Raw genomic sequence first — 25,551 nt, forward strand, 5'->3', positions numbered from 1 at the left:
CTTCCTCGAGTCAATGGACAAACGTGCTGTTTTGTTCCTCTTCAGGGGTCGACGTAGAGGTCGAGCAGGACGTCAGGTCCCCCCCCATAGCTGCTGAAGTCGGTGATGCCTTCGGCGCGGAGGACGTCTTCATCGATGAAGGTCTGCCCCGTGCAATCGCGCGGCGGGCGCTGGAGGATGGCCACGGCCGCGTCCGCCATGATCTCCGGCGAGCGGGCCCGCTGCATCGATGTGTCGCCCCCGAGTATGTTCCTCACGGCGGCGGTGGCGATGAGCGTCCGGGGCCAGAGGGCGTTCGCGGCGATACCGGCCTCGGCCAGCTCCGCGGCCCAGCCGAGCGTGAGCAGGGTCATCCCGTACTTGGCGAGCGTGTACGCCGGGTGCAGGCCCATCCAGCGCGGCGCGAGGTTGACCGGCGGCGAGAGCGAGAGGATGTGCGGGTGGGGAGATCTCCGCAGGTGCGGAATCGCCGCGCGCGTCAGAAGGAACGTCCCCCGCAGCTGGATCTGCTGCATCAGGTCGAAGCGCTTGACCGGCAGCTCTTCGGTCTTGAGCGGAGCGAGGGCGCTCGCGTTGTTGACGCAGAAGTCGATGCCACCAAAGCGCGCCACGGTCTCATCCACGGCCCGTTGCACGGCCGCTTCGTCGCGCACGTCGCCGACCACCGCGAGCGCCTGACCGCCCGCGGCTTCGATCTCCGCGGCCGCCGTGTGCACCGTCCCGGGCAGCCGTGGATCCGGGGTGTCGGTCTTCGCCAGGAGCGCGACATTGGCGCCCAGGCGCCCCGCCGCGACGCCGATCGCCAGCCCGATTCCGCGGCTTCCTCCGGACATCAACAGCGTGCGTCCCGCAAGCGGCCTCGAGGTCATCGCTCGTCCTTTCCTCGCTTGCGCCCTGACCCCGGCCCCTGGGACTCGCCGGGCTCGGGGTGGGCGTCGTGATGGAGCTGGGGGAACACGTCGCGCACGATCGTGATGAGCGCTTCGCTCAGGAGCAGGTGCGCGTCCTCGCGCGAGAGTGTCCCGCCGCGGATCCACTCGCGGATGGTGGCTTTCACCAGCCCGCCGTAGGAGCGCATCATCGCCCGCTGCCGCGCGTCACTTCCGACCTCGACCTTGAGACCCAGGAACTCGAGCGTCTTCGAAGCGGCCACGTCGTCCGCCTCCGAGATGATGCGCTCGACCTCCGGATCCGCGCCGATGCCCCCCGCGCCGGTAACCGCCACGTAGGTCTTTCCGTGGGTCGCCACCGTATCGAGGTACCACTCGACACTGCGCTCCACCCGCTGCCGCAAGGTTCCCGTCATGGGCACACTCTCGTCAAGGCCGGGCATGAGCAGCATTCTCTTCACGACCTTCAAATAGAGATCCCGCTTCTGCCCGAAGTAGTGATTGAGCAATCCCCGGGCGACGCCCGCCTCCCGGGCGATGTCCGTGGTGGAGACTTCCGCGTACGGGCGCTCGCCGAACAGCCGCGTGGCGCACTCCAGAATCTGTTCCCTGCGCGCGTCCGGCTCGAGCCGTTTCCTGCGAGGAGCAACGGCCGGGCTCATGACTTCTGCTCCCGCCAGGGCAGGAACGCCGGCAGGTCCCGCTCCACCGTTCGGGGGAACTTCGCGGGCCGCTTCTGCAGGAACGACATCACGCCCTCCTCGGCGTCCGCGTTCTGGGCACAGCTCGCGATGAGCTGGCTGTCGAGTGCGAAGGCGGGCTCGGGCGAGGGGAGCGCGCTCATCCGGTAGAGGGCCTGCCGGATGACGGCCACGGACACCGGCGCGGTGGTCTCGACCAGCTCACGGGCGAGCGCATGGGCGGCATCGAGCAGCGCGTCGGGCTCGTGGAGGGACTGGACCAGACCCGCGCCGAGCGCCTCCTCCGCTTGGATCAGACGGCCACTCACCATCCAATCGAGCGCGCGCCCCATTCCGACGAGGCGCGGCAGGAACCAGCACGAGCCCGCTTCCGGATAGATGCCACGCCGGCTGAAGACGAAGCCAAAGCGGCTGTCTTTCGCGGCGAGGCGGAAGTCCGCGGGGAGGATCATCGTCGAGCCCACGCCCACCGCGGCGCCGCGGACGGCGGCGATGACCGGCTTGCGCAGCGCGAACATCTTGCGAGTCACCCGAGTCGCCGGCTCGACCCAGCCGCGCTCCAGGTGGTTGATATTCGACACCTCGAACGAGCGGCCGCTCAGGTCCGCACCTACGCAGAAGTCCTTGCCAGCGCCGGTGAGGACGACCACGCGTACGTCCTCGTTTGCGTCGGCGTCGCCGAGCGCGTCGGCGAGCTCGTCCGCCATGGTGACGGTGAATCCGTTCCTCGCTTCGGGACGGTTCAACTCCAGGGTAGCGACCCGATCCGCAACTGAAGACCGGATGTGTTGGTAGCTCATGAGTGGGGCCTCTATCCGCGTGATGATGGGGGCTTGTTGGCACCGTGTCAACAGCAACAGTCTTTGAAGTGCTGCCTGCGAGCCCATGCCTGGTGTCCGACGTGTTGCGTCATCCTGGTTGCGACCAGGGACTCCACCCGAGCCACCGCGTGATATGCAAGTCCCCCACACCTGATTGTTTTCAAAGGAGAACCCCATGGATTTCCAACACTCGCCCCGCGTCACGGAGCTGCAAAACCGGCTCAATGCCTTCATGAAGGAGCACGTCCATCCGAACGAACACACGTTCACCCAGCAGGTGCAGAAGAACCGCTGGGCATCGCCGCCGATCGTCGAGGAGCTGAAGGCCAAGGCGAAAGCTCAGGGGCTGTGGAACCTGTTCATGCCGGGTACCGAGCACGGCGGCGCCGGCCTGACCAACCTCGAGTACGCGCCGCTGGCCGAAATCATGGGCCGCGTGTTCTGGGCTGCCGAGGTCTTCAACTGCTCCGCGCCCGACACCGGCAATATGGAAGTGTTCGCGCGGTACGCGACGCCCGAGCAACAGAAGAAATGGCTGGAACCGCTGCTGGAAGGAAAGATCCGCTCGGCCTATGTCATGACCGAGCCGAATGTGGCTTCCAGCGATGCGACCAACGTCGAGCTCTCGATCCGCGCTGAAGGCGACGAGTACGTCATCAACGGCACCAAGTGGTTCGCCACCGGCGCGATGCACGAGAACTGCCAGATCTTCATCGTCATGGGCAAGACCGATCCGGACAATCCGAACCGCCACCTGCAGCAATCCCAGGTACTGGTCGAACGCGGCACGCCGGGCATGATCATCAAGCGGCCCCTGTCGACGCTGGGTTACTGGGAGGAGCCGCACGGCCACGCCGAAATCGTGTTCGACAACGTGCGCGTGCCGAAATCGAATCTCCTGCTCGGCGAGGGCCGCGGTTTCGAGATCGCCCAGGGCCGCCTTGGCCCAGGCCGCATCCATCACTGCATGCGCGTGATCGGCGCCGCCCAGCGCGCACTGGAATACGCCTGCAAACGCGTGGAGAATCGCGTGGCCTTCGGCAAGAAGCTGAGCACGCAGGGCTCGGTGCGCGAGGCCATCGCGGTGATGGCGTCCAAGGTCGAGATGTGCCGCCTGATGACGCTGCGCGCGGCGGACAAGATGGACCGCGTCGGCAATAAAGATGCGAAAGACCTGATCGCGATGGCGAAAATCATGGTGCCGCAACTCGGCTTCGAGGTCATCGACATGGCGATCCAGATGCACGGAGCCGGCGGTCTGACCGGGGATTATTTCCTCGCCGAGGCGTTCAACTACGCACGCTGGTGCCGCATTGCCGATGGTCCCGATCAGGTCCACATGATGGCGCTCGGCAAGCAGGTCATCCAGGAGCTGTCAGCACTTTGAGCCAGGAAGCGGCCGAGTCCGGCACCTGTGCGGCCGGTGGGTGCACGAATCTTCGAGGAGGCGTATCCATGTCCGAGGCAGTCGACACGCTGAATGTCGAAAATCTGCAGAAGTATCTGGCTGCGCGGATTGCCGATTTCGGCACGATTCAGGAATGCACCAAATTCGCGGGTGGGCAGTCCAACCCGACCTTCATGGTGCGCACCGAGAAGCGCAGATACGTGCTGCGCCGGAAGCCGCCCGGACTGCTGCTGAAATCGGCGCATGCGGTCGACCGCGAATACCGTGTGATGAAGGCGCTGGCAGCGACCCAGGTGCCGGTACCAGGGATGTTTACACTGTGCGACGACGACAGCGTCATCGGCTCGATGTTCTATGTGATGGAATTCGTCGAGGGCCGCATCTTCTGGAACAGCGCGCTGCCGGACCGGACACCGGCCGAGCGCCGCGCAATCTACGATGAGATGGTGCGCGTACTCGCCGCGATGCATACGGTCAACCTGGAGCAGACCGGTCTCACCGACTACGGCCGCCCCGGCAATTATTTCGAGCGTCAGATCAAACGCTGGAGCGAACAATACCGGGCCAGCCAGACCGGCACCAGGCCGGCAATGGAAAAGCTGATGGAGTGGCTACCCGCCAACGTGCCGGCCGACGACGGTCAGGTCGCGCTGAACCACGGCGACTACCGCATCGACAATGTCATGTTCCACCCGGCCGAACCGCGCATCGTCGCCGTGCTCGACTGGGAGCTGTCGACGCTCGGTCACCCGTGGGCGGATCTCGCGTATCAATGCATGCATCTGCGCCTGCCGCCGGATGCGGCGATCCCTGGCCTCGGAGGTCTCGACCGCGAGGCACTCGGTATTCCCTCGGAAGAGGAGTATGTCGCGCGCTATTGCGAGCTGACCGGCATCAAGGCAATCCCGAACTGGGATTTCTACATCATCTTCAGTTTCTTCCGCATCGCCGCGATTCTGCAGGGCGTCTACAAGCGCGCTCTCGACGGCAATGCGTCGAGCAGGAAGGCCATGGACTACGGCGCGCTGGCCGGTCCGATCGCGGAGATGGCCGTGGCGATGATCCCATGACACCGGCGGGAACGCAGGAGAACACCATGAACAAGAATCGTTTTGATCTGACCGGCCGCGTGGCGCTGATAACCGGTGCGTCGAGCGGTCTCGGCGAGCATTTCGCGCAGGTACTGGCCGAAGCCGGCGCCAAGGTGGTGGTCGCCGCGCGCCGTGTCGAGCGCCTGCGGCAGCTGGCCGACCGCATCAAGAGTGCCGGTGGTGATGCCGCGGCCGTGGCGATGGATGTCACCGATCCCGACAGCGTGAAAGCCGCATTCGAGGAGGCGGGCAGGTTCTTCGGCACCATCGACGTGCTGATCAACAATGCCGGCGTCGCCCGATCGATGCTCTTCGCGAAGACGCAGGAAGAAGACTGGGATTACGTCGTCGATACCAACCTGAAAGCGGCGTGGCGCGTCGCCCGTGCGTTCGTCGATCAACCGAGCATGGCCGGCAGGCCCGGCTGCATCGTCAACATCTCCTCGATCCTCGGCATCGGTGTCGGCTATGGTGAATCGCTGTATGCCACGTCCAAGGCGGGCCTGATCCAGCTCACCCGTCACATGGCGCTGGAGTTGATGCGCAACAACATCCGCGTCAACGCGCTCTGCCCCGGCTACATCGAAACCGAAATCAATTCCGGCTACTTCAAGTCAGAGCGCGGTCAGGCCTACCTCAAGAACAACATCCCGTCGAAGAAGCTGGGTACGGTGGAAGACCTTTCGGGCGCGCTGCTGCTGTTGGCCAGTGACGCCGGCGCCTTCATCACCGGTGTCGCACTGCCCGTCGATGGCGGTCACCTGCTGCACTCGCTGTAATCACCGCTGCCTCTGGCCGGATTGAAGCCGGAGGCAGCGGCTCTTCCCGGAGCTCTAGAGCGTCTTCAGGTACTCGATGAGGGCCCAACGCTCGTCGTCCGTGAGCGATTGAGTGAAGTCATGCCCGCCATTTCCAAGCCCATAGAGATGCGAATTGAAGATCATCCGCGAGCGAATCTGTTTCTGGGTAATGGGCGGCGGTGACTGGTAGGCGAGCGAGTTGTAGTTCGCGACGAGGTTGGCGATGTTCGCGAAGAGGATGTCGGGCGTCGCCATTTCCTGGCTGCAGGGGATGAACGGGTCGTTGCTCGGGACATCTCCGCAGGCAAGTGGCGTCACCTTCCAGCCGAGCTTCGCGAAGTCATACGAGGCATGGCTCGCGTCGTAACCCGCGTTGGTTCCCAGCGCGTTGGTGGAGGTCTGCTGGCGCTTCCAGACCGCCCGGCGGTCCGACGGCTTCAGCACCTCCCAGATGGTGGGCACGCTTCCGTTATGGAAATAAGGCGCGGAGGCCCACGCGCCGTAGAGGGGCGTCGCCATGTAGCCGAACGGCTCGATCCACGTGTTCGGCCCTTCGGGTGAGTAGATGGGCCCGAGGCCGTTGTCGTACGCGCTGCGCGGCACGCGGCGCAGTGCGCTCGTGATGGGGTCGTCGTAGAAGGGACCGTGGTCGGGGGACTGGTCGTTGTAGGCGAGGAAGGACGTGTTCCAGGCTCTGCGCTTACGCACGTCGGCCATCAGTTGCTCGCGCGCCGGATCCGTCCGGATGGTTTCGATGGGCGTGATGACGCCGGCAATGCCCTTGAGGCGGGGATCGGGCAGGTACGCGGGGTTGGCGGCGTAGCGTGGCGAGTAGACGCCATGGCAGCTCGCGCAGGAGCCATTGCCTGGAGTCTTCGGGATGTTGGCATTGGCGCCGTTCGCCCAGAGGTCACGCTCGTGAAAGAGCACGGCTCCTTGCTCGGCGAGCGCGGTGTTGATCGCCTTGGGGTAGAGGGGGGGCGAGAGCGAGATGAAGAAGTTGTCGTTGTCCTCGAACTCGGCGGTCAGCGCGCGGCGCTGCTCGGGCGTGCGACCCAGGTTCGCGATTCCAAACGCCATCTCCGAACGGACGTTGTCCGAGGTGAGCGCTCCATCCCAGAACTGGCGCGTCTTGAACGCGCGGTACCACCAGTTGGGCGCACGGGACATGCCCCCCGCATGGGATGGGAAGAACTCGAGCAGGCTCGGTACCAGTGCGAGCGAGTCCATGTCGAAGAGGGCGGGCAGGAGGTCGACGATGCCAATGGCGTCACTCGTGCCGCGGCCCACGCTCCAGGGCACGGGCACGAGTTGGAGCACCGTCCCCACGCCCGTGGAACGGAAGAAGTCGGACTGGATCAAGCCAGCATCTATCGCGTCGTTCGAGCGGCCCCACACGAAGCCGGCCTCCTGCTCGCTCCCGAGCCGCGAATCGTGGCAACCCGAGCAGCCGGAGCTGATTCTTCCCGTGTAGCGCCCGTTCTCGTCCTTCTCCTGCACGAGCCCCAGCGGAAGCTGCCCGCTGCCGCCATTGGTGAGGTTGGGGTTCTCCCAGGGCAGAGGGTAGGGGTTGCGGAATGGCGCCTTCGCGAGCCCATAGCGTTTGATGACCTGCTCGTCGAAGTCGGCGGGGCGGATGAGGTAGCCCCAGAGCCTATAGAGGTTGTAGTAGGCGAGCGCGTTGGTGAAGGACTGGAAGTAGGCACGGGTCTCGATGTTCGCCCGGCCCCGAGAGACGCTCGCGCGAAACTCGCCGCAGTTCTTCGGATTCGGGGCCAGCGTCGAGACGAACGGCGCCGGCGGCGAGTGCAGGTCCACCCAGTAGGCATTGAACTGCACCGCGGCCCCAGGCTTGTTGACGCCGGGCACTACCAGGGTGCGCGGATCCACCGGCAACGGAGTGGAATCCGGTTGCCCAGCGCATGCCGCCGAGAATGGCGACCGGGTGGCCGTCGAATCCAACAACGGCAACGGGTCCGCAACTGCCCGAGAAGCACTCAGGGCGAGAATCAGGAAGCTCGAAAACGCCAATTCACAGTTCCACCGCAGTCTCATGGCGCAGCCCTCCATTACGTATTGGCACAGTGCCAACAAGGCGTTCATTAGGCCGCTGGGGTGGGCGTCCACAATGCGCAGCGCGTCAACAGCGTCATCTTTGGGCGCATCATCCGGTGGATGACAGAGAGAAGCGGACTCGAACAGTGGGCCGAAGAGAAGGCACTGCGGAGGTGGGTCATGCTGCGTGTCGCCACGACAGACGTCTTGGATTCACGCAGCACGGCTCAGCTGTCCCTGGTGATGCCACCGTCGCAGGGGATGCCGCGCCGCTCGCTCGGCATTCTTCGGCTACACCGCACCCGCCGCCTGCGCGGGCAGCCTCGGCTGGCTCTGACTGTTGGGGGGGGGGATGTAGCGCACCCAGACCTTCGGTGAGCAGAAGGCGAGGGCGGTACATACGGGCTGGCGGGAGCGGCCCCGGTCGGCTGAGTCCGTCACCGCTCCATGCCTAGCGTTCGGCGATGTCGGCGCTCTGCAGGTACGGGGACGCTTCGACAATCGTTTCCGCGGTCCAGCCTCTGTTGGCTCCGTGGCCCTTTTCGTCGCAATCGCCGTCGGTGTGGATGCCCACCAGGTGGCCTTGACGGTTGAGCACGCCAGCGCCGGAGCTCCCTACCAGGGTGTCCAGGTCCGAGTAGTAGACAAGCTGATTACATGAGTCCAGGAACCTGCCCTCGGCGATGACCTTGGGCCGTCCCCGGGGATGCTGGATGATCGCCAACCGCTCGCTGGCCTGGGTCGTCAGCAAGACCGGCGTGACGGCGGGAAGCACGTCGAGCTCGATGAGCGCATAGTCGGGTTCGAACGATTGCTCGATGACCGTGCCCTCGGTCATCAGCGGGTCGCCGTCGGGAGCGTCCTCGAAGTTGAAGACCAGCAGCGCCCGGTCTCCGAGCCCGACACAGTGCCCCGCGGTCAACACCACCGGTCCCGCGCTCGCTTCAATCAACGTTCCGGTGCAGCGTCCGTCGAGCAGGACGACAGCGTCTTCCCTGTCCTGGACGTCAGCGAACTCGCCCTGGTAGCTGTTGATGGGGGTGAAATCGAGGGTCGGGCCGCACTGCCAGAGGCTGCTTACCTCCGGCTTCTGCGGCTCCTGGCAGACTGGAGGATCCGCGGGCACCGCAGTTCCACAGGCAGCAACGCCCAGGAGTACGGTGCCCGCGAGGAGCGGGCCCCACAGAGTCATGAACGGACCAGGGGGCTGTCGCGCCATTTCTCAGTAGAGGTAGTTCAGCGCGGTGATGTCAGAGCTGGTCCACTCGCCGGTCTCGGTCGACCGGAAGCAGGAGTTCATGATCGACGCGCCCACCGTGGCCGTGCTCGGCGTGCCGGGGATGAGGATGGCACCCACGGTCGAGGCGCCCTCGTTGGTGGCAGCGCCGCCGCAGCTGATGGACCGGTTGTAGTAGTCCGAGTGGCGGAAACCGATCGCGTGGCCGAGCTCGTGGGTGATGACGTGCTCGTTCACGTCAACGCTGTAGCTGTTCAGGCCGGTGCCGATGTTGATGGTGCCGTAGGGCTTGCCGCCCGAGGGGAAGCCAGCGGAGCCGCCGGTGCCGGACATGGTCTGCGCGGTGATGTTCGCGGTGCAGCCGGTGGTCGGCCCGCGCGCCATGGTGATGCGGAGCCCCAGGCTGTTGTAGTTGGCGATGGCCTGATCGAGGCCCTGGCTCAGGCGGGTGTAGCTGTTGAACGTGGAGGTGGGATTGATGCAGATCTTCGTCACGCTGGTGCCGACGAGATTGGTCGTCCTGTACTGCTCCGCGCTCCCCTCACCGGCCTGGAGCATCTCCTGGGACGCCTCGAGGGTCACGTGAGCGTCGAGGCCCACGTACACGGCGTTGTCGACGACCATGATGTCGTCGGCCGGAAACCCGGCCGCGACCAGGTTGGAGATGATCTCCTGGTTCTCGCTCTGCATGTCGGTACCGCCGCAGCCGACGAGAGCAACACCAGCCAGCAACGCCATCGAAAGCTTACGCATGGAGGCTTCCTTTTCGGGGGGACTACAGGGGGTTGTGCGCTGCCGCCTGGGGGTTCCAGCCGCGACCGCGCGCCCCTTTCCCTGAGCAACCCTCGGGCCAACACATGGGCACACCGGAAAACAGGGACTTGCTTGGCTTCTCGATTAGCCCTGGAGCAGAGATGCACCAGCCTTTCTGGGACTTCTTGTAAAGAGTCCTGACGTTTCCTGGTGAATCGTCCGTTGGCTCAAGGGGTTGCGCGCGCCACACCCGGATCGTCCGAGTCTCGGACGGTGTGCTCACCAATCGGACAGCGAGCCGTTGCAGCACGGTCATCCAATTACGAATCAACTCAAGAACCGGGGAAGCACCCGCGTCATCAGGCTGGCGCTCGAAGTCACCGCCTCATGAATACACTCCGGGTGTATCAAGTCTCACATGCAAATGCGCCACTCCACCCTCCCCATCGCCGCGCTGCTGGGCGCGGCCCTGTCCTTCCTCCCGGGCTGCGAGAGCACGAAGTCGAGCAGCCCTTCTCCTTCCGACACCCAGGCCCAGGAGCCCGCTTCCATGCAGGCCGCTGATGCCTGGAAGCGCGCCCGCGTGGGCGATCGGGTCACCTACTCCTTCTCCGCCACCCAGGGACCCGACCCCCGTGGCGGCGGCACCGCGCGCACCCTTGGCGGTCAGCTGACGCTGGAGGTGGTGTCCGTGCAGCAGCCCTGGGTCTGGGTGCGCCTGGCCTTCACCGACGAGGCCGGCAAGCCCCTGGCACACCCGCGGCTGTCGCAGGACCTGATCCTCCCCGTGCGCGCGGACACGACGCGCCCGCTCGACGTGCCCCACGCGGGCGAGGCCACCGCCGAGAAGCCCTCCACCGCCGGCCGCACCTGGGAGGCCATGCGCTACGTCAGCGACCAGCGCCCCGTGGACGGCCCCCTGCGCACGCGCGTATACGCCAACGAGCCGGGCCCGCTCTACCTCACCCAGGGCCTGCTCGAGGCGAGCACCGAGACGGCCGGCTTCCACATCCCAGGCGGCTTCAAGCTGACGCTGCGCGAGTTCCGCGAGGGCTCGGCCGGTGCCAACGCCCCCGTGCCCGCGCTGGAGCGGCCCCTGGGCCCGGGCGCGTACTACGACCGGCGCGTGGACGTGGGCCCCTCGCCTGGCGTGCAGCGCGTGTGCTTCGCCGCCGAGCGCGGCTACCTCCTGCGCACCGAGGGCCCCATCGACACCAACGCCGCTCCCTGCTCCGACTTCTCCCAGGCCGAACCAGAGCGCCTCGAGGAGCTGCTGATGAGCCTGCCCTGGGAGGTGCTGTCCTCGGGGGACTGGCCTCCCGCCGCCGCCGCGTCCGGCACCCGTGGCACCTTCACCGCGGAGGGCCGCAACGTGCCCGCCCTCACCGAGCAGCGCACCGAGAACGTCGAGGGCACCCAGCGCGTCTTCTCGGAGACCTACGCGGCCGAGCCGTGGGCCCCGGCGCTCGCGGGTCTGCCCTATGAGGCGCGCTTCCAGCCGCTCTCCAGTGTCACCGAGCGCGTGGTCACCGGTGGCAAGCGCGAGCCCGAGGGCGGTACGCGGCTCGTGCGGTGGGGCTCGTGGCTCGGGGGCCAGAAGTAACGTCAGTCCTCGATGTAGCAAGGCCCCGGCCGCCATCAGGCGAGCCGGGGTTTTCTTTTTTGATGCTCAGGGGGTCTTTCCCTTCCTCGTCTCCTCGCTCACCGCGCGGGTTCATTCCTCCAGGTCCGCCTTCAATCGAGCGAGCAGGTCCACCGCGCCCCGGGCATAGCGGCTGATCCATCGGTCATGAATCTCCTGGATGGGCAGCGGATTGAGGTAGTTCCACCGCTGCCGCCCCTGCTTCTTCGCGATGACCAGCCCCGCCTTCTCCAGCACGCCGAGGTGCTGCATCACCGTGGTGCGGTCCAGCTCCGGGAAGTGCTCGGTCAGCTCGCCCGTCGTCATCGGCCGCTCCTTCAGCAGGTCCAGCATGGCCCGCCGCCGGGAGTCTCCCAGTGCCTTGAAGACCGCGTCGTGGGCCTCGTCACTTGACATGTTATAAAATTATAACATATTGACCTTGAACGCACGCACTTCGGAGGCACCCATGGCACAGGAGCGAAGCGAGAAGCCGTCGGCGGAAGGTGAGCTGGAGCTCAGGTTCCAGGTCCACGCCAAGATTGCGAGGCCGGTCGCCGAGGTTTTCGACGCGGTCTACAACCCGAAGAAGCTGAGCGGCTACTTCACGACCAACGGAGCGAGCGCACCGCTCGACGAGGGCACCACCGTGACGTGGGACTTCGCCGACTTTCCCGGCGCCTTCCCCGTGTACGTGCGCAAGGTGGAGCGCAACCGCTTCATCGAGCTGGAGTGGAAGGCCGGTGATGGCGACTATCTCACGCAGGTTCGCATGGAGTTCGAGGCGCTGGACAGCAAGTCGGCGCTGGTGCGCATCAGTGAGTCGGGCTGGCGGAAGACGCCGGAGGGGCTGAATCAATCCTACGGCAACTGCATGGGCTGGTCGCAGATGCTCCTGTGCCTGAAGGTGTTCGTGGAGCAGGGCACCAATCTGCGCGCGTTCCTCTACTAGCTGACCAGGTGCTCAGCCCTGCAGGTCCGCGAGTGTGTCGTAATCATAGTGATTGGCGGCGCTGAAGGGGGCTCCGAGGGCCTGGGGGTTGAGCACGCTGCGGGGGGTGACGGGCGCGGCCTCGCGGAACACCGAGTAGAGGGCGTCGTCAATGCGGTGGAAGGCCAGATTGTTGGAAGCGCTCTGGGGGGGAACGTAGGGGGCATTCGGGTAGCGGATGCGCCACGCTTGCCAGATGCGGTCCACGTTGCAGTGGTGCAGGTAGAAAATGGGGTCGTTGGGCGAGGTGCTGTCGGCCATGTCGCCGCCAATCCAGACATGCACGTTGTTGTGGATCCGCGCCGGGCCCTCCCATCCCTCCAGGTAGTTGCGGAAGCCCGTGGAGGAGCTGTTGTACGGAGGGGCGTCATACACGACCTGGTTGCGCAGCACCGTGCGGACCGCGTCGCGTGTCGGCAGCGCGCCTCCCAGTGCTCCCAGGTCGCGATCGAGAGGCCTCGGCTGTGCCAGCCGCGTGAGTCCTCGCGTCCCGGGGACGATGCGGACCTGCCAGATGGCAGGCTGGGTGAATCGTCCCAGGGCCTCCTGGCTCCAGATGGGCGACTGCCGGGGATTGGAGAGCGCCGCGTCCGCGGACCAGTCCCAGTACGGCAGCCGGAAGTCGTTGTCGCTGAGAGCGGTGCGCAGGTAGCCCTCGAAGCGCAGCAGGAAGTAGCGGTGCCACGGGAGGAAGGCGGGGCCCGAGTGGGCCGAGTTGCGATCTCGCTGCGTGGGCGGCGTGAAGAGCATCATCGACTGGTGGTGCCATGCCACGAAGAAGTCATAGATGGAGAGCCCCGGCTGCCCTGGCCACGGGAAGCGCGCCGGATCCTTGATCGCCAGGACTCCGTCGATGAACTGCTGCAGGACGCCTTCGTCAGAGAGGATGTTCTGGCGAATCATCGCGCACCTCCGGAGCTGTGGTCGTGGCCGGCGTGGTCGTGGCCGGCGTGGTCGTGGCCCGAGGGCTGCGCCGCCTCGAACAGATGGGGCATGCGCGTGAGGAGGTGGCGCACGAGCTCCAGGGCCGACGCGAAGGTCTGGTAGGGACACAGGTGGGACCAGAGCTGTCCCTCCTCGTCCACCATCATGTGCAGGGTGACGGGGCGTCCCTCGATGCTCACCTCGTACGTGGTGGTGATGGAGATGGTACGCCCCTGGTGCTCGAGGGTGCGGACGCTGCGCGCGAGGTCTTCGTGCGTGTACTCGACGTAGGAGGGAAACTCCTTGCGCACCCACTCTGGGTGCTCGAGGCCCGGGGTGAACGGATTGAATTCGAGCGGTGCGAGGCGGTGCGCTCGGGTCTCGGACGAGGGCCCTCCGCGTGCCGGCTTTGCCTGCTGCTTCTTTCTGGCTGCCATTGGTGCCTCCCCCAGCGCAGTGTCTCGCTCGGGTGGAGTGGGCTTGTGCGCTTCGTGACGCCGATGGCAGGTTGGTTGGATGGAGGCTGAGGGGCGGTGGAGCCGGGCCCTCGCCGGGGAATTCCCTCCCACGGATGGCATCCGAGACCTATGCCCCGCTCCCAGGGGCCCGGGTCATTCCCCCGAGCCACCCCATCACCGCCCGCACCCTGGGGACGTGCTGCTTGGAGCGGTGGACGACCATCCAGACGTCGCGGGAGGGGATGCGGTCGCTGATCTGCGCTCCAATCCGCTGCGGAGGAACCTCCACGACCTCGTCGAGTCGCGCGGCGAAACCTCGGGGCAGGATGGCCACACCGAGGCCGGCTTGGACCGCGAGCCCCAGTGACTCGACATCCTCGACGAGCAGCCGCGGGGGGCGGGTGGCGAAGGCGCGGTCGGCGTAACGCTGTTCGGTGATGCCCGCGAGCGAGCCCGTCAGGCCCAACCACGGGACCTCGGGGTGAAGCTCGAGCGAGGAGGCCGCGAAGAACGCGTAGGACGCCGTGTACACCTTGCGTGCGACGAGCTCGCCACGTTCGGGGCGGACCATCCGGAGCGCCACGTCGGCTTCACCGGCGGCGAGGCTGCTGACCCGGTTCTCCGCCAGGATGCGCAGGCGCAAGTGAGGAAAGGCCCGGTAGAACTCCGGCAGGCGGGGGGTCAGTTCCCAGCGCACCATCTCGCCGACGGTGGTCAGGGTGACTTCGCCGTGGAGATCCGGCGTGTCTTCCAACGCGGACCGTGCCGCCAGCGCGGCATCCACCATGGGCTGCACCGCCGCCAGCAACGAGGTCCCGCGCTCCGTCAGCCGCGGCGGGGATTCGCGCAGCAGCAACGGGGAGCCAGCGATCTCCTCCAGCCGGGCCAGGTGTCTGCTGACGGTCGACTGGCTCACGCCCAGCGCCTTCGACGCGGCGGTCAGACTCCCGAGACGAGCGACCGCCTCGAACGTGCGTAACAGATCCCACTCCACCTGAACCTCCATGCAAAAACGGATGCCCAGCTTCCGAATCTAGCGGTACTCATCCGTTCGTGCTGTCTCTAGTTTACGGGGCGACCCTTCACCGGAGCACCCCATGAAGATTCGCCACCTGCGCAACGCCACCACCCTCCTGACGTTGGGCGAGCACCACCTGCTGGTTGACCCGATGCTCGCGAGGCCGGGGGCGTTGCCGGGCTTCAAGTTCTTCGGAGGTGGCCGTCGCCCCAATCCCCTGGTCGCGCTGCCGCCCGGCACGTTCGCGTTGCTGGAGGAGGTGACGGGCGTGCTCGTCACCCATGCGCATCCGGATCACCTGGATCTGGCGGGCCTCCGATGGAGTCAGAAGCGCGGGCTGCCCGTATGGGCGAGCCGCGTGGACGCACCGAAACTCAAGAAGAAGGGACTCGACGTTCACGAGCTCGGAGACGGCGCGCTCGGGATGGCGGTGGAGATCATCCCAGCCCGGCACGGTCGCGGGTTGCTCGCATGGCTGCTGGGAGCCGTCTCGGGCTACTACCTGGCGCACCCGGACGAGCCGAGCGTGTACATCACATCGGATGCGGTGCTCACGGACGAAGTCCTGGATGCCGTGGATCGCCTTCAGCCCGATGTCATCATCGCCCCGGCGGGCGCGGCGAACATGGGGCTGGGCGGCGACATCCTGTTCTCGGTCGACGAGCTCGTGACGCTCGTCAGGCGCGCGCCTGGAAGGGTCGTCCTCAATCACCTGGAAGCGCTCGATCACTGCCCGACCACCCGCGACGGGCTGCGCGAGCGGATGAATGCCGAGGGGCTGCTCGCGAAGGTGCACATCCCCGAAGACGGAGAGGAGATGCACTTCGCTCGACCGGACAGGGCGGGTCCACGGGTGGGCTCGCGGGCCTGACCGGCGCGATGACGATTGACCTCGTCGAGCGAAAGCACTTCTGGTGATGTTGCCCAGGACGCGGCACCTCGCCGCGGGAAGAGGACCACCCAGCATGAGCCGGCCGCCCCCCGCCCGCGTCGCTCCGATCGTCGTAGGCGACATCCAGTACGGCGATACGCGTGGATACAATTCGAGCTCCCTGGCCGTCTTCGACGCCCGGTCGGGCCAGCGGCTCAGAACCATCGAGCTCTACCGGTATGAGCTCGTGCCGGACCTCGAGACCGACGTCCAGGACGTGTTCTTCACCTCGATGACGCTGTCAGACGATCGGACGGAGCTGCTCATCGAGAACGCCCGGCGTCATCGCTTCGCGGTCAACCTCGCCTCCGAGAAGGTGCGTGAGCTCAATCATCCGTGCGAGCTGAAGCTGCTGAGCGTGGCGAAGCAGGCACAGCGGTGGACGGTCCTGGTCGAGCTGTCGACCACCCACACGACCGGCCGCGGAACCTTCTCGCTGGACCGCATCAGTTTCGGGGATTCCGAGGGCCTGATGAACAACCTGTTCGAGGTCACCTCGATGGTGGACGGGAAGGAGGTTCTCTACCAGGGAGAGAGGGTCAAGCGGGCTGCCCCCAGCCATTTCGTGGAGCTCGAGCCTGGAATGCGCCATGAAGTGCGCATCGACCTCGGGAAGGACTATGCCTTTCCCGAGGTCGGGGGTGTATTCAGGATTCGATACAGGCAGCGCAATCACTTTTCGCCTGATGCCGTCGACCTGTACTCGAATGAGATTTCAGTCGAGCTCGGCGCCAGTCGAGGCAAACCGAGCCCGTCGTGACGAGGGGGAGGGGAGCAGACAGGCCTGCTTCGCGGTTTCCGCCGCTCACGGCAGGTTCGAGCGCAGCACGCGCATCGCGTTGCCACCCAGAATCTTCCGGAGCTCTTCCTCGTTGAACCCGACGGCGATCAACGCGTCGGTCAGCTCCACGAGTCCCGCGACGTCGAAGGGCGCGGGCACCGCGCCGTCGTAGTCCGAACCGAGTCCGACATGATCGATTCCGGCCACGTTCACCGCGTGCCGGATCGCCTTCGCGATCGACTTCGCATCGGTGCCGCAGGTCGCCGTCTTCCAGAAACCGATCCCCACGACACCCCCGTTCTTCGCGACCGCGGAGAGCTGCGCGTCGGTCAGGTTCCGGTTGTTCTCGCACGTCGCCTTCACGCCCGTATGCGAGACCACCACCGGCTTCGTCGCCATCGCGAGCACCTCTTCCATCGTCTTCGCCGACGAGTGCGCGAGGTCGATGGTCATGCCCTTCGCCTCCATCGTGCGGATGACCTCCCGGCCCTGCTCGGACAGACCACCCTTCTCGACGCCGTGCGCGGAGCCGCCCATCTCGTTGTCGAAGAAGTGCGCGGGCCCGAGCATCCGGAACCCGGCGGCGAAGAGCTCGTCCACGGTGGCGGCCTTGCCCTCCAGCGCGTGCATTCCCTCGAGCGACAGGATCGCTCCGACCTTGTTCGGATCCTTCTTCCGGGCTTGCTCGAAGGCAATGAGCTCCTCGCGCGTGCGAATCAGGACGAGCTTGCCCTCGGATGCCTTCGAGAGCTTCTCCAGCTTGTCGGCCTGATACAGCGCGCGTGCCTTGAGGCTCGTCCACGTCGACGGCCGCCAGCGCTGCGCGATGGCGAGCAGCTTGATGTCATCCGTGGTGTCGTCGTTCCGATCCGGATTCATGTTCTTCGGCGTCTTGGTGACGACACCGAAGATCTGCACCGCGACGTTGCCTTCGATCAGCCGGGGTACGTCCGTGTGCCCCGTCGTTCCGCGCTGGTTCAGATCGCGGTTCCAGAGGAGCGGGTCCGCATGGAGATCCACGATGAACATCTGCGCGTGTACGGCCTTGCCCTTCTCGGTCGCCGCATACGGCTTCGTCTGGTAGACGCCGTTCATCCTGGTCGCGGCACGCTTGGCGACGATGTCGAGGGCGACCAGCGCGCCGCCGATGAGCAGTACGACCACTCCGAGTACGATCCACTTTTTCATCTGGCTCCTCGTTCGCGAGCGTTACTGCATCTTCTCTCGCAGATAGGTCTCGAGCTCGGAGATGGCGACGCGTTCCTGCGCCATGCTGTCACGGTGGCGCACGGTGACGGTGTCCTTGTGCGCCGCGTCCTTGCCCTCACCGAGCGTGTCGAAGTCGACCGTGATGCAGAATGGGGTGCCGATCTCGTCCTGGCGCCGGTAGAGCTTTCCGATCGCGCCGGTGTCGTCGTAGACGATGCGCATGCCGCCGGTCGACTGGAGCTTCCTCCGGATGCTCTTGGCGGTGCTGACGATTTCGGGGTGGTTCTTCTTGAGCGGGAGTACCGCCACCTTGATGGGCGCCAGGTGCGGCTTGAAGTGCAGCACCGTCCGGTAGAACTCATCCACCACCGGGTCCACCTGGCCGCGCAGCTTCTTGGCCACCTCGATGCTCTCCGCGCCGGGCATGGACAGGAGCCCCGCGACGGACGGCAGCCGCTCGCCGAGTGCCTGGGCGATGCGCTCGCCCTCGGCGAGGAGGGCCTCCTTGGCCTGGGCGGGAATCTTCTCGCTGCGGCCCACCGACTTGAGGAAGGTGCCGAGCGCCTCTTCCACCGGCTTCAGGCGGTCCGCCGGGGCGGGCTTCACCTGCTCCTCCGCGTAGGCCTCGCTCAGGAGCGCGAGCACACCCCGGTCCACGCCGGCCGACGGTTCAATGACGAAGGGCACCACGTGCTGCTTCGTCTCGGGGTCGAAGTAGGTGAGCTTGTCGGTGCTGTGCGAGTTGGGGCTGACGCGCGCCCTCAACCCGAGCGAGCCCTGGTCCTTGCTGTGCGAGCCCAGGTCGTAGTCGGTGCGGTTGGCGATGCCCTCGAGCTCCTCCAGCCCGTGCGGGAAGCGGTAGAGCAGGTCCACCGTTGCCTTGGCGTAGTGGGCGAGCTCCTCGGGCTTCTGGTGGTACGGCTCGAGGTTCTGCCGGGACAGGCCCACGGACAGCCACCAGTTGATGCGATCCTCCACCCACTTCTTGTGCCATCCCTCGTCTTCACCCGGGCGGACGAAGAATTCGATCTCCATCTGCTCGAACTCGCGGACCCGGAAGATGAAGTTGCGCGGGGTGATCTCGTTGCGGAACGCCTTGCCGATCTGCGCGATGCCGAACGGGAGCTTGCGCGACGTGGAGTCGAGGACGTGCTTGAAGTTGACGAAGATGCCCTGCGCGGTCTCGGGCCTCAGGTACGAGAAAGACTCGGGATCCGGCACCGGTCCGATCTGCGTCTTGAACATCAGGTTGAACGGACGCGGCTCGGTGAGCTCCGTCGACGCGCAGTTGGGGCACTTGCCGGAGATCTGATCCGCGCGCCAGCGCATCTTGCAGTTCTTGCAGTCGACCATCGGGTCCACGAAGGTCTCTTCGTGGCCGGAGTAGCGCCAGGTCAGCTTGTTCATGAGGATCGCCGCGTCGATCCCTTCCATGTCCTCCCGCTCCCAGACGTTGGCGCGCCACCAGGCGAGCTTGAGGTTGTTCTTCAGCTCGACACCGAGGGGACCGTAGTCGTAGGTGCCCTGAAGACCGCCGTAGACCGCCGAGCCAGGAAAGATGAATCCCCGGCGTTTACACAGGGAAACCAACTGCTCCATCGTCTGCGCGGGCATCGGTGTATCGCTCCTTCACATGCCAGATTGGCCAGGGGGCAGCCTACACCGGCTGCCATGGAATACGAGCACGAGCGGAGGGTGACACTTCCCGGGCCCCACGGAGTTCCATTGCGGAACCGACTCATCTTCCGCCCACCCGCGCATCGTGGGGGAGGCTCCGCCATGCTGAAGCGCTCTCTCGTTCTCATGTTGCTCGGTGCACTCTCGGGCTCCGGGTGCACGCCTCCCATCGGGACGGACCCGTTCCCGCGGGAGCGGTGCGAGGCCCTGCCCGCCGCGTTGCGCGAGCGGATCGACCCGTTCGTCACCGAACGCATGCGGCAAGGACACATCCCGGGGCTCTCGCTCGTCATCCTCCAGGGCGGCCAGCCCGTCTGCCTCAAGGGCTACGGCCTGGCGGATGAGGCGGAGAACCGGCGGATGACCGCGAAGACCCAGGTGTCCATCGGCTCCACCACCAAGGCGATGACGGCGCTCGCGCTCATGCAGCAGGTGGAGGCGGGGGCCGTGGACCTGGAGGCGCCGGTGACGCGCTACCTGCCCTGGTTCCGCACGGCGGACGGTCTGCAGGAGCAGATCCTCGTGAAGCACCTGCTGACGCACACCTCGGGCCTGCCCATGAGCTACTTCTGGGATGGCTCCCAGGATGACGGTGCCCTCGAGAGGAGGGCACGGTCCCTCGCCGGGGTGCGCCTCCTCTTCACTCCGGGTCAGGGCGAGGTGTACGCCAACGATGGCTTCGCCCTGGTGGGGCTCATCGTCCAGACGGTGGCGGGCAAGCCTTTCGCGCGACACATGGCCGATTCCGTCTTCACGCCGCTCGGCATGAGCCACACCCGCCTGGGCTCGGTGTCCGCGGAGGCGCCGGACCTGGCCGAGGGGTACGTGTGGACGAGGGGACAGCTGCATCCGCTGTCACCCCCCTGGTCGATCGCACACGAGCCCGCGGGCGCGGCCACCTACACCTCCGCCGAGGACGTGGCCCGTTACTTCTCCGCCCTGCTCGCCGGGGGCGAAGGGCCCGGTGGCCGGGTGCTCTCCGCGGAGGGCGTGGAGCGGATGTGGCAGCCCCTGGTGATTCCCACCAGTGGGATGGGCTGGGTCCTCTCTCCGCAGTTCGGCCGGCGGATGGTGTCGCATGGTGGCAGCACCATCAACAGCAGCTCCATGTTCCTGCTGTTTCCCTCCGAGGGCACGGCCGTGGCGGTGCTCAGCAACCTCAAGACGAGGGTCTCGGAGGAGGTGGCCCTGGGCGTCGCCGCGATGCTGTTCGGCGATGAGCCCGCGCCGGCCTCTCCCTCCAAGGACCGGGCGCCCAGCACCTTCGTACCGGACACCGGAGTGTGGCGGGACTACGTGGGCTCGTTCGACACGGCGATAGGCCCGGTGAGCATCGCCATGGACGAGGGCCGCTTGTGGGCGACCTTCGGGATGGCGCAGCCCGAGATTCGCGGGGAGTTGGAGGCCTACGGCGACAACGAGTTCATCGAGCGTGATGATTTCGGCCTGCTCGAGGGCACGAAGGTGAGCTTCCAACGCGAGCCGGACGGAGGCCTGCGCCTGCTCTTCGACGGCCAGTCCATCGGGAAGCGCGTGCCCTAGCTGCGGAATCAACAACGGAATGGGAGGCGACTCCCCAATGCTCGGAGAGCTTGCCGTTGCGCACGCGCATGGCATCGACGGTCTCGAAATGAGTCTTCCGGCCGGTCGGCGCCACGCTCAGGAAGGTTCCCTGGTGCGTTCCGTGGTACGTCTTGTTGGAACTGGAAATCGCGGATGCTCAGCGCTGCTCGAGCAGGTTGTGGACCATCAACGGTCCGCCGAACTGCTGGAGCCGGCCGCCTTCGGCGAGCTTGCCCGGTTTGATGGGCGCGAAGCCGAGCTTCTCGATCAGGCCGGCGACCTCGGGGCCGCCTCCTGGCTCATCTCCCGCTTTCAGGGGCAGGCTTCGGAGTAGGCCGGGCCGGCCCTCTGTCTGCCATTGCCCGAGACACGCATCCCTGGCTGTGCCCACCTCGCCAGTTTGTTGTGGCGGCTGTGACGGAACCGTTACGATGCCCTGAAAGCAGAATCACGACTGGAAGGATGCAGCCCTCATGGCCGAGCCCACTCCGACGCTGTCCGCCAGCGTCATCATGCCCACCTATAACAAGGCCAGGTACCTCGACCTCACCCTCGCCTCGTTCCTGCACCAGACGAGCCGTGACTACGAAATCGTCATCACCGATGACGGGAGCACGGACGCGACCCAGGACGTCATCGCCCGGTACCAGGGGCGGCTCAATCTCAGGTATCTGCGCCAGGCCAACCGCGGGCGCGCGGCGGCGCGCAACGCCGCCATCCAGCAGGCGCGCGGCGATATTCTCATTTTCTCCGATGATGACCGCATCGTGTCGCCGGACTTCGTGGCCGAGCACGTGAAGGCGTTCTCCAGCGACAGCGATCGAATGCTCGTCCTGGGTTGGCAGTACGGCATGCTGACCTGGTGGTCCCGCGGGCTGGACATCTGGCACAGGCTCCACCCTTTCTTCATCGAGTCGCCGGAGCTCGCCCGGAAGCTGCTGGAGCACGAGGAGCTCCAGTTGGTGACGGCCGAGGACGTGGAGCACCAGTACGAGCAGGTGGTGGGGACCTTCGGTCTGCTGGAGCCCTGGTGGGAGGGCCGGGTCATGCCCACCATCAAGGCCTTCTCGGAAGACCTGAGCCCCTTCCACCTCTGCTGGTCGCTGGGGACCACGGGGAACATGTCCGTGACGCGCAAGCGGGTGGTCGAAGTCGGGATGTTCGACGAGGCGTTCTCGAACTGGGGGCTGGAGGATACGGAGCTCAGCTTCCGGCTGGTGCACAGCGGGCACCGGACGGTGGTCCGCCGCGAGGCCGCCAACTTCCACCAGGTCCACATGAACTCGCCCACCCGGCTCAATGAGTGGCACGAGAACTACCGCTACTTCGCCAGCAAGCACGACTCCATCCAGCTCTCGCTCTACGCGCTGCTGCTGCAGCGCAAGCTCACGCCCGTGGAGGCCAATCGCCTCGCTGACGAGTGCCAGGCCCTGCTCCGTGAAGGGCGGACGCTGCTCGTCGACGAGCTCAAGCGGCTCTACCGTACGTTGTTGTCCGTGGACAGTGCGCTCTCGCCACCCACATGGCCCTCTCCGGCCCCCATCAGCGGCATCGCCCGCCCGCTGAAGTTGATGAAGGCTCGCGAGGAGCCCGCCCGGGCGAAGGTCCAGGCCGGGTAGGAGGTAGATGTAATTCTGATGCGAAAGTTGTTGCGTTGGCGGAATTCGGCATGTGACCAGATCGTCACACTTTCTTTCCTTTTCAATTCCAGGGCGCTATACATGCGTAGACCAGGAACACGGGTCAGACGCGCTAGAGCCTGAAGCCCGGTAAAGCTCTCTCTCGCCCCCACGTCAGACTCCAGGGGGCGACTCTCCCGCCATGACGGCTGCTCATGGTGGTGGGGGCTCGTCGCGCTCCGATTCAGGAAAGGAATGCGTGCGATGCTTCGGGACAGACTCTCTCATTTGAACTTGGGCCAGCAGTGCACGCTCCTCTGCGTCGGCCCGATGAGCAGGAACTGCGTGGATGTTCTCTGTGGCCTCTCGCACAAGGAAGACAAGCCCCTGGTGCTGATCGCGAGCCGCAGACAAATCGATGCCGGGGTGCTCGGCGGCGGCTACGTGAATGGCTGGTCGACGGAGGAGTTCCAGGACTACGTCCGGGCCCGTGCTCGCCCTGGCCGGCTGTTGCTGGCGCGGGATCATGGTGGCCCGTGGCAGGGGGCTCCCGAGCGGGAGAACGGCCTCTCCGCCGAGCAGGCGATGGAGGCCGCCAGGCGCTCGTTCAGGACGGACATCGAGTCCGGGTTCGAGATGATCCACATCGACACGAGCGTCGACCCGAAGGGGCCGCCCGCGCCGGACGTCGCGCTGTCGCGGCTCTTTGAACTGTACGGCTACTGCTGTGAGCTGGCGCTGTCCCAGGGACGGGACATCGTCTTCGAGGTGGGAACCGAGGAGCAGAGCCACGATGTGTCGGAGCTGGAGCAGACACGGTGGTTGCTCGAACGGCTCCTGGAGTTCTGCCGGGCAAACCGGTTCCCGCCCCCTTCCTTCGTCGTGGCCCAGACCGGCGCCAAGGTCATGGAGCTGACCAATGTCGGGGTGATGCGCTCCCTCTCCGCCGTCGACAGGGACTACCTGCGCAAGCTCGAGGTGCTCGTCGCGATGTGCAACCGCCAGGGGGTCTACCTCAAGGGGCACAACGCGGACTACCTGTCCGACGAGGTCCTCGCCCTCCATCCGCGGGTGGGCATCCACGCCATCAACGTCGCCCCGGAGTTCGGTGTCGCCGAGACCCGCGCGTTCCTGCGCATCCTGCGCAAGGGTGGACTGGACGGGTTGGCCGATCGCTTCATCCAGCTGTCCCTCTCCAGCTTGAAGTGGAAGAAGTGGATGCTGCCGGAGACGACGGCGGACGACACCACCCGGGCGACGATCGCCGGGCACTACGTGTTCAGCACCCCTGAGTTCCAGGCGCTCAAGGCCACCGCGGCCGAGGCCCTGTCCCGCCGGGGCGTCAACCTCGATGCGCTCCTGCGTCAGGCCATCCAGACCCAGGTCGTGCGCTACATGACCCACCTGAACTACGGCGGAGTCGCGCTTGCCGCTTAGGACGAGCCCCCTCGATGCCCCCGGGTACACCCGGGTCGACTCGGAGAGCGTTGGCGAGCTGCTCCTGCGCTACGACACCGTCATCCTGGATCTCGACGGGGTAGTGCTCAGGTACTCGCAGCCCATTCCGGGCGTGGACCGGACCCTCCGCCACCTGCGCAAGCAGGGCCGGCGGGTCCGGGTGTCGAGCAACTCCATGCGGCGCACTCCACGCCACATCTCCCAGACGCTGACGGCGCTGGACATTCCCCTCGCCGAGGAAGACATCCTCACGAGTGGCCGCGTTACGCTCGACTTCCTTTCCAGGCTGCCCGTCGAGTCGCCTGGAGTGCTGGCCTTCGGGTGCAATGGCCTGGAGGGCGACTTCGAGCGGATCGGGCTGAAGTGCTTCGACCCCGGGAAGCCCGTCGAGGTGGAGCGGATCGGCATGGTCGTCGTGGGCGCGATCGAGGAGACGGCCTTCCGGCTGGAACTCTACGAAGCCGCGCTGAATGCCGCCGTGCGAGGCGTTCCGGTCATCGCCACCAGCCTGGATCTGACCGTGCCGGCTCGACAGGGTCTGAAGATGGGCTCGGGGTTGCTGGCACAATTCCTCATCATGGCCCTGAAGCAGGACACCCGGAACGTCCACGTGACCGGGAAGCCGGGAGCCATCTACTTCGACTTCCTCCGGGAGCACTTCCTGGGGCGCGAGCCCGGGCGGTGCATCTTCGTGGGCGACACGCTGTTGACGGACATCACGGGAGCCCGGGACGCGGGGTTCGACACACTCTTCGTGCTGTCGGGCAATGACGACCTCGCCTACATGCGGCACCTCGGCATCCGTCCCGATTTCATCTCCGCGTCCATCGCGGAAGGAGAGTCCTATGCGAAGGGCTGATTCGATTCGTGGCGCCCTCAAGAGAGACCGGGCGTCGATCTCCGTTTCCTTGTGGTCGCTCCTGGAGTCCAAGGCGCGGATGGGCGACGTGGCACCCCATGTGGATGCCGTCCACGTCGACGTCATGGATGGACGCTTCGTGGAGGCGGAGATGTTCATGAACCCGGAGGTCATCGCCGAGGCGAAGGCCCAGGGCCTGCTCGTGGACGTTCACCTCATGGTCGAGAACGTGGATGACCACCTCCCCGGGTGGATCCGCGCGGGGGCGGACTGCATCTCGGTGCATCCCCAGACGACGCGCGACCTGCGCGCCACCCTGGGTTTCCTGCGGGAGCAGGGGGTCCTGCCCTCCGTGGTGGTGGAGCTGGACACGGACCTGGCCCGCCTCCCCGAGAGCATCGAGGGAGCCGGCATGCTCGTGGTGATGGGTACGAAGCTGGGCATCAAGGGGTGTGAGCTCGATGAGAGCTCCTATGCTCGGCTCTCGTCCCTGAAGAACCTCCTTCGCGAGCACGGCCGGGACGACCTCATCCTCCAGCACGATGGCGGCAACCGCGGACACACCGTCCCCCGCCTGTACCAGCATGGGGCGGACAGCTTCGTGCTCGGCTCGCTCTTCTGCACCCACCCCGAGATGAGCTACGGGCAGGTTGCCGCCTGGATGCATTCCCTGAGGCGTTGAACGA

Annotated in this window: 25 protein-coding genes; 12 read left to right on the forward strand and 13 right to left on the reverse strand. The window is 66.1% G+C overall.

Translation table 11 applies throughout. The features are described 5' to 3' along the window. Window positions 1-41 precede the first annotated feature (41 nt). Genes NR810_RS17065 through NR810_RS17075 form a run of 3 tightly spaced genes read right to left on the reverse strand, consistent with a single transcriptional unit; the run spans window position 42 to window position 2,391 of the window. On the reverse strand, window positions 42-869 hold the full coding sequence (locus tag NR810_RS17065; protein ID WP_257453681.1) for an SDR family oxidoreductase: 828 nt from the start codon (window positions 867-869) through the stop codon (window positions 42-44). Further along, window positions 866-1,552, reverse strand: coding sequence for a TetR/AcrR family transcriptional regulator (locus tag NR810_RS17070; protein WP_257453682.1), 687 nt, complete (start codon window positions 1,550-1,552; stop codon window positions 866-868). The genes NR810_RS17065 and NR810_RS17070 overlap by 4 nt, the downstream gene beginning before the upstream one ends. Further along, on the reverse strand, window positions 1,549-2,391 hold the full coding sequence (locus NR810_RS17075) for an enoyl-CoA hydratase-related protein (protein ID WP_257453683.1): 843 nt from the start codon (window positions 2,389-2,391) through the stop codon (window positions 1,549-1,551). Before NR810_RS17075 ends, NR810_RS17070 begins: the two co-directional genes overlap by 4 nt. A 196-nt stretch (window positions 2,392-2,587) precedes the next feature. Here NR810_RS17075 and NR810_RS17080 point away from each other — a divergent pair, with 196 nt between their 5' ends. From NR810_RS17080 to NR810_RS17090, 3 genes are all read left to right on the forward strand, one after another. Beyond that, window positions 2,588-3,799, forward strand: coding sequence for an acyl-CoA dehydrogenase family protein (locus tag NR810_RS17080; protein ID WP_257453684.1), 1,212 nt, complete (start codon window positions 2,588-2,590; stop codon window positions 3,797-3,799). Between the two features lie 68 nt (window positions 3,800-3,867). Then, window positions 3,868-4,890, forward strand: a complete 1,023-nt coding sequence (locus NR810_RS17085; protein ID WP_257453685.1) for a phosphotransferase — start codon at window positions 3,868-3,870, stop codon at window positions 4,888-4,890. Window positions 4,891-4,916: 26 nt separating this feature from the next. Next, window positions 4,917-5,690 carry an SDR family NAD(P)-dependent oxidoreductase gene (locus NR810_RS17090; protein ID WP_257453686.1) on the forward strand — a complete coding sequence of 258 codons (774 nt, stop codon included), beginning with the start codon at window positions 4,917-4,919 and terminating at the stop codon, window positions 5,688-5,690. Window positions 5,691-5,744: 54 nt separating this feature from the next. Here the strand turns inward: NR810_RS17090 and roxA are convergent, their stop codons facing one another. The 3 genes from roxA to NR810_RS17105 form a co-directional block, all read right to left on the reverse strand. After that, window positions 5,745-7,814: a rubber dioxygenase RoxA gene (gene roxA / locus NR810_RS17095; protein WP_306818270.1), complete on the reverse strand. Its 2,070-nt coding sequence runs from the start codon at window positions 7,812-7,814 to the stop codon at window positions 5,745-5,747. Between the two features lie 403 nt (window positions 7,815-8,217). Next, window positions 8,218-8,985, reverse strand: coding sequence for a trypsin-like serine peptidase (locus tag NR810_RS17100; RefSeq protein WP_257453688.1), 768 nt, complete (start codon window positions 8,983-8,985; stop codon window positions 8,218-8,220). Window positions 8,986-8,988: 3 nt separating this feature from the next. Further along, complete coding sequence (locus NR810_RS17105) at window positions 8,989-9,756, reverse strand: zinc-dependent metalloprotease (protein WP_257453689.1); 768 nt, start codon at window positions 9,754-9,756, stop codon at window positions 8,989-8,991. A gap of 418 nt (window positions 9,757-10,174) precedes the next feature. Here NR810_RS17105 and NR810_RS17110 point away from each other — a divergent pair, with 418 nt between their 5' ends. After that, window positions 10,175-11,359 carry a DUF6068 family protein gene (locus tag NR810_RS17110; RefSeq protein WP_257453690.1) on the forward strand — a complete coding sequence of 395 codons (1,185 nt, stop codon included), beginning with the start codon at window positions 10,175-10,177 and terminating at the stop codon, window positions 11,357-11,359. Between the two features lie 111 nt (window positions 11,360-11,470). On the opposite strand, the gene NR810_RS17115 is transcribed toward NR810_RS17110, so the two are convergent. Continuing rightward, window positions 11,471-11,794: an ArsR/SmtB family transcription factor gene (locus tag NR810_RS17115; RefSeq protein ID WP_257453691.1), complete on the reverse strand. Its 324-nt coding sequence runs from the start codon at window positions 11,792-11,794 to the stop codon at window positions 11,471-11,473. A 52-nt stretch (window positions 11,795-11,846) separates the two neighbouring features. Between NR810_RS17115 and NR810_RS17120 the strand changes: the two genes are divergently transcribed. Further along, window positions 11,847-12,329, forward strand: a complete 483-nt coding sequence (locus tag NR810_RS17120) for an SRPBCC domain-containing protein (RefSeq protein WP_257453692.1) — start codon at window positions 11,847-11,849, stop codon at window positions 12,327-12,329. Between the two features lie 12 nt (window positions 12,330-12,341). Here NR810_RS17120 and NR810_RS17125 read toward each other — a convergent pair whose 3' ends face one another. From NR810_RS17125 to NR810_RS17135, 3 genes are all read right to left on the reverse strand, one after another. After that, window positions 12,342-13,271: a tyrosinase family protein gene (locus NR810_RS17125; RefSeq protein ID WP_257453693.1), complete on the reverse strand. Its 930-nt coding sequence runs from the start codon at window positions 13,269-13,271 to the stop codon at window positions 12,342-12,344. Further along, window positions 13,268-13,729, reverse strand: coding sequence for a hypothetical protein (locus tag NR810_RS17130; protein WP_257453694.1), 462 nt, complete (start codon window positions 13,727-13,729; stop codon window positions 13,268-13,270). Before NR810_RS17130 ends, NR810_RS17125 begins: the two co-directional genes overlap by 4 nt. A 148-nt stretch (window positions 13,730-13,877) precedes the next feature. After that, a complete protein-coding gene (locus NR810_RS17135; protein ID WP_257453695.1) occupies window positions 13,878-14,744 on the reverse strand; it encodes a LysR family transcriptional regulator in 867 nt (288 codons plus the stop codon). Window positions 14,745-14,847: 103 nt separating this feature from the next. On the opposite strand from NR810_RS17135, the gene NR810_RS17140 reads away from it, so the two are divergent. Together NR810_RS17140 and NR810_RS17145 are read left to right on the forward strand one after the other, a co-directional pair. After that, window positions 14,848-15,639: an MBL fold metallo-hydrolase gene (locus NR810_RS17140; RefSeq protein WP_257453696.1), complete on the forward strand. Its 792-nt coding sequence runs from the start codon at window positions 14,848-14,850 to the stop codon at window positions 15,637-15,639. A 94-nt stretch (window positions 15,640-15,733) separates the two neighbouring features. Then, the gene (locus NR810_RS17145) at window positions 15,734-16,459 is read left to right on the forward strand and encodes a hypothetical protein (protein ID WP_257453697.1); all 726 of its coding nucleotides are present in this window, start codon (window positions 15,734-15,736) and stop codon (window positions 16,457-16,459) included. A gap of 45 nt (window positions 16,460-16,504) precedes the next feature. Here NR810_RS17145 and NR810_RS17150 read toward each other — a convergent pair whose 3' ends face one another. Together NR810_RS17150 and NR810_RS17155 are read right to left on the reverse strand one after the other, a co-directional pair. Continuing rightward, a complete protein-coding gene (locus tag NR810_RS17150) occupies window positions 16,505-17,668 on the reverse strand; it encodes a dipeptidase (RefSeq protein WP_257453698.1) in 1,164 nt (387 codons plus the stop codon). Window positions 17,669-17,689: 21 nt separating this feature from the next. Beyond that, entirely contained in the window at window positions 17,690-19,303 is a 1,614-nt protein-coding gene (locus NR810_RS17155; RefSeq protein WP_257453699.1) for a glycine--tRNA ligase, read from the reverse strand. Between the two features lie 165 nt (window positions 19,304-19,468). Between NR810_RS17155 and NR810_RS17160 the strand changes: the two genes are divergently transcribed. After that, on the forward strand, window positions 19,469-20,908 hold the full coding sequence (locus NR810_RS17160; protein ID WP_257453700.1) for a serine hydrolase domain-containing protein: 1,440 nt from the start codon (window positions 19,469-19,471) through the stop codon (window positions 20,906-20,908). Between the two features lie 178 nt (window positions 20,909-21,086). On the opposite strand, the gene NR810_RS52815 is transcribed toward NR810_RS17160, so the two are convergent. Continuing rightward, entirely contained in the window at window positions 21,087-21,320 is a 234-nt protein-coding gene (locus NR810_RS52815; RefSeq protein ID WP_407653795.1) for an NAD(P)-binding domain-containing protein, read from the reverse strand. 82 nt (window positions 21,321-21,402) lie between these two features. Here NR810_RS52815 and NR810_RS17170 point away from each other — a divergent pair, with 82 nt between their 5' ends. The 4 genes from NR810_RS17170 (at window position 21,403) to NR810_RS17185 (ending at window position 25,547) form a co-directional block, all read left to right on the forward strand. After that, complete coding sequence (locus NR810_RS17170; RefSeq protein ID WP_257453702.1) at window positions 21,403-22,548, forward strand: glycosyltransferase family 2 protein; 1,146 nt, start codon at window positions 21,403-21,405, stop codon at window positions 22,546-22,548. Window positions 22,549-22,893: 345 nt separating this feature from the next. Continuing rightward, on the forward strand, window positions 22,894-23,985 hold the full coding sequence (locus NR810_RS17175) for a class II D-tagatose-bisphosphate aldolase non-catalytic subunit (protein WP_257453703.1): 1,092 nt from the start codon (window positions 22,894-22,896) through the stop codon (window positions 23,983-23,985). Then, window positions 23,975-24,865: an HAD-IIA family hydrolase gene (locus NR810_RS17180; protein WP_257453704.1), complete on the forward strand. Its 891-nt coding sequence runs from the start codon at window positions 23,975-23,977 to the stop codon at window positions 24,863-24,865. The genes NR810_RS17175 and NR810_RS17180 overlap by 11 nt, the downstream gene beginning before the upstream one ends. After that, window positions 24,852-25,547 carry a ribulose-phosphate 3-epimerase gene (locus NR810_RS17185; protein ID WP_257453705.1) on the forward strand — a complete coding sequence of 232 codons (696 nt, stop codon included), beginning with the start codon at window positions 24,852-24,854 and terminating at the stop codon, window positions 25,545-25,547. Before NR810_RS17180 ends, NR810_RS17185 begins: the two co-directional genes overlap by 14 nt. Window positions 25,548-25,551 lie beyond the last annotated feature (4 nt).

It is taken from the genome of Archangium lipolyticum (assembly GCF_024623785.1).
In the GTDB taxonomy this organism is placed as follows: Bacteria; Myxococcota; Myxococcia; order Myxococcales; family Myxococcaceae; genus Archangium; species Archangium lipolyticum.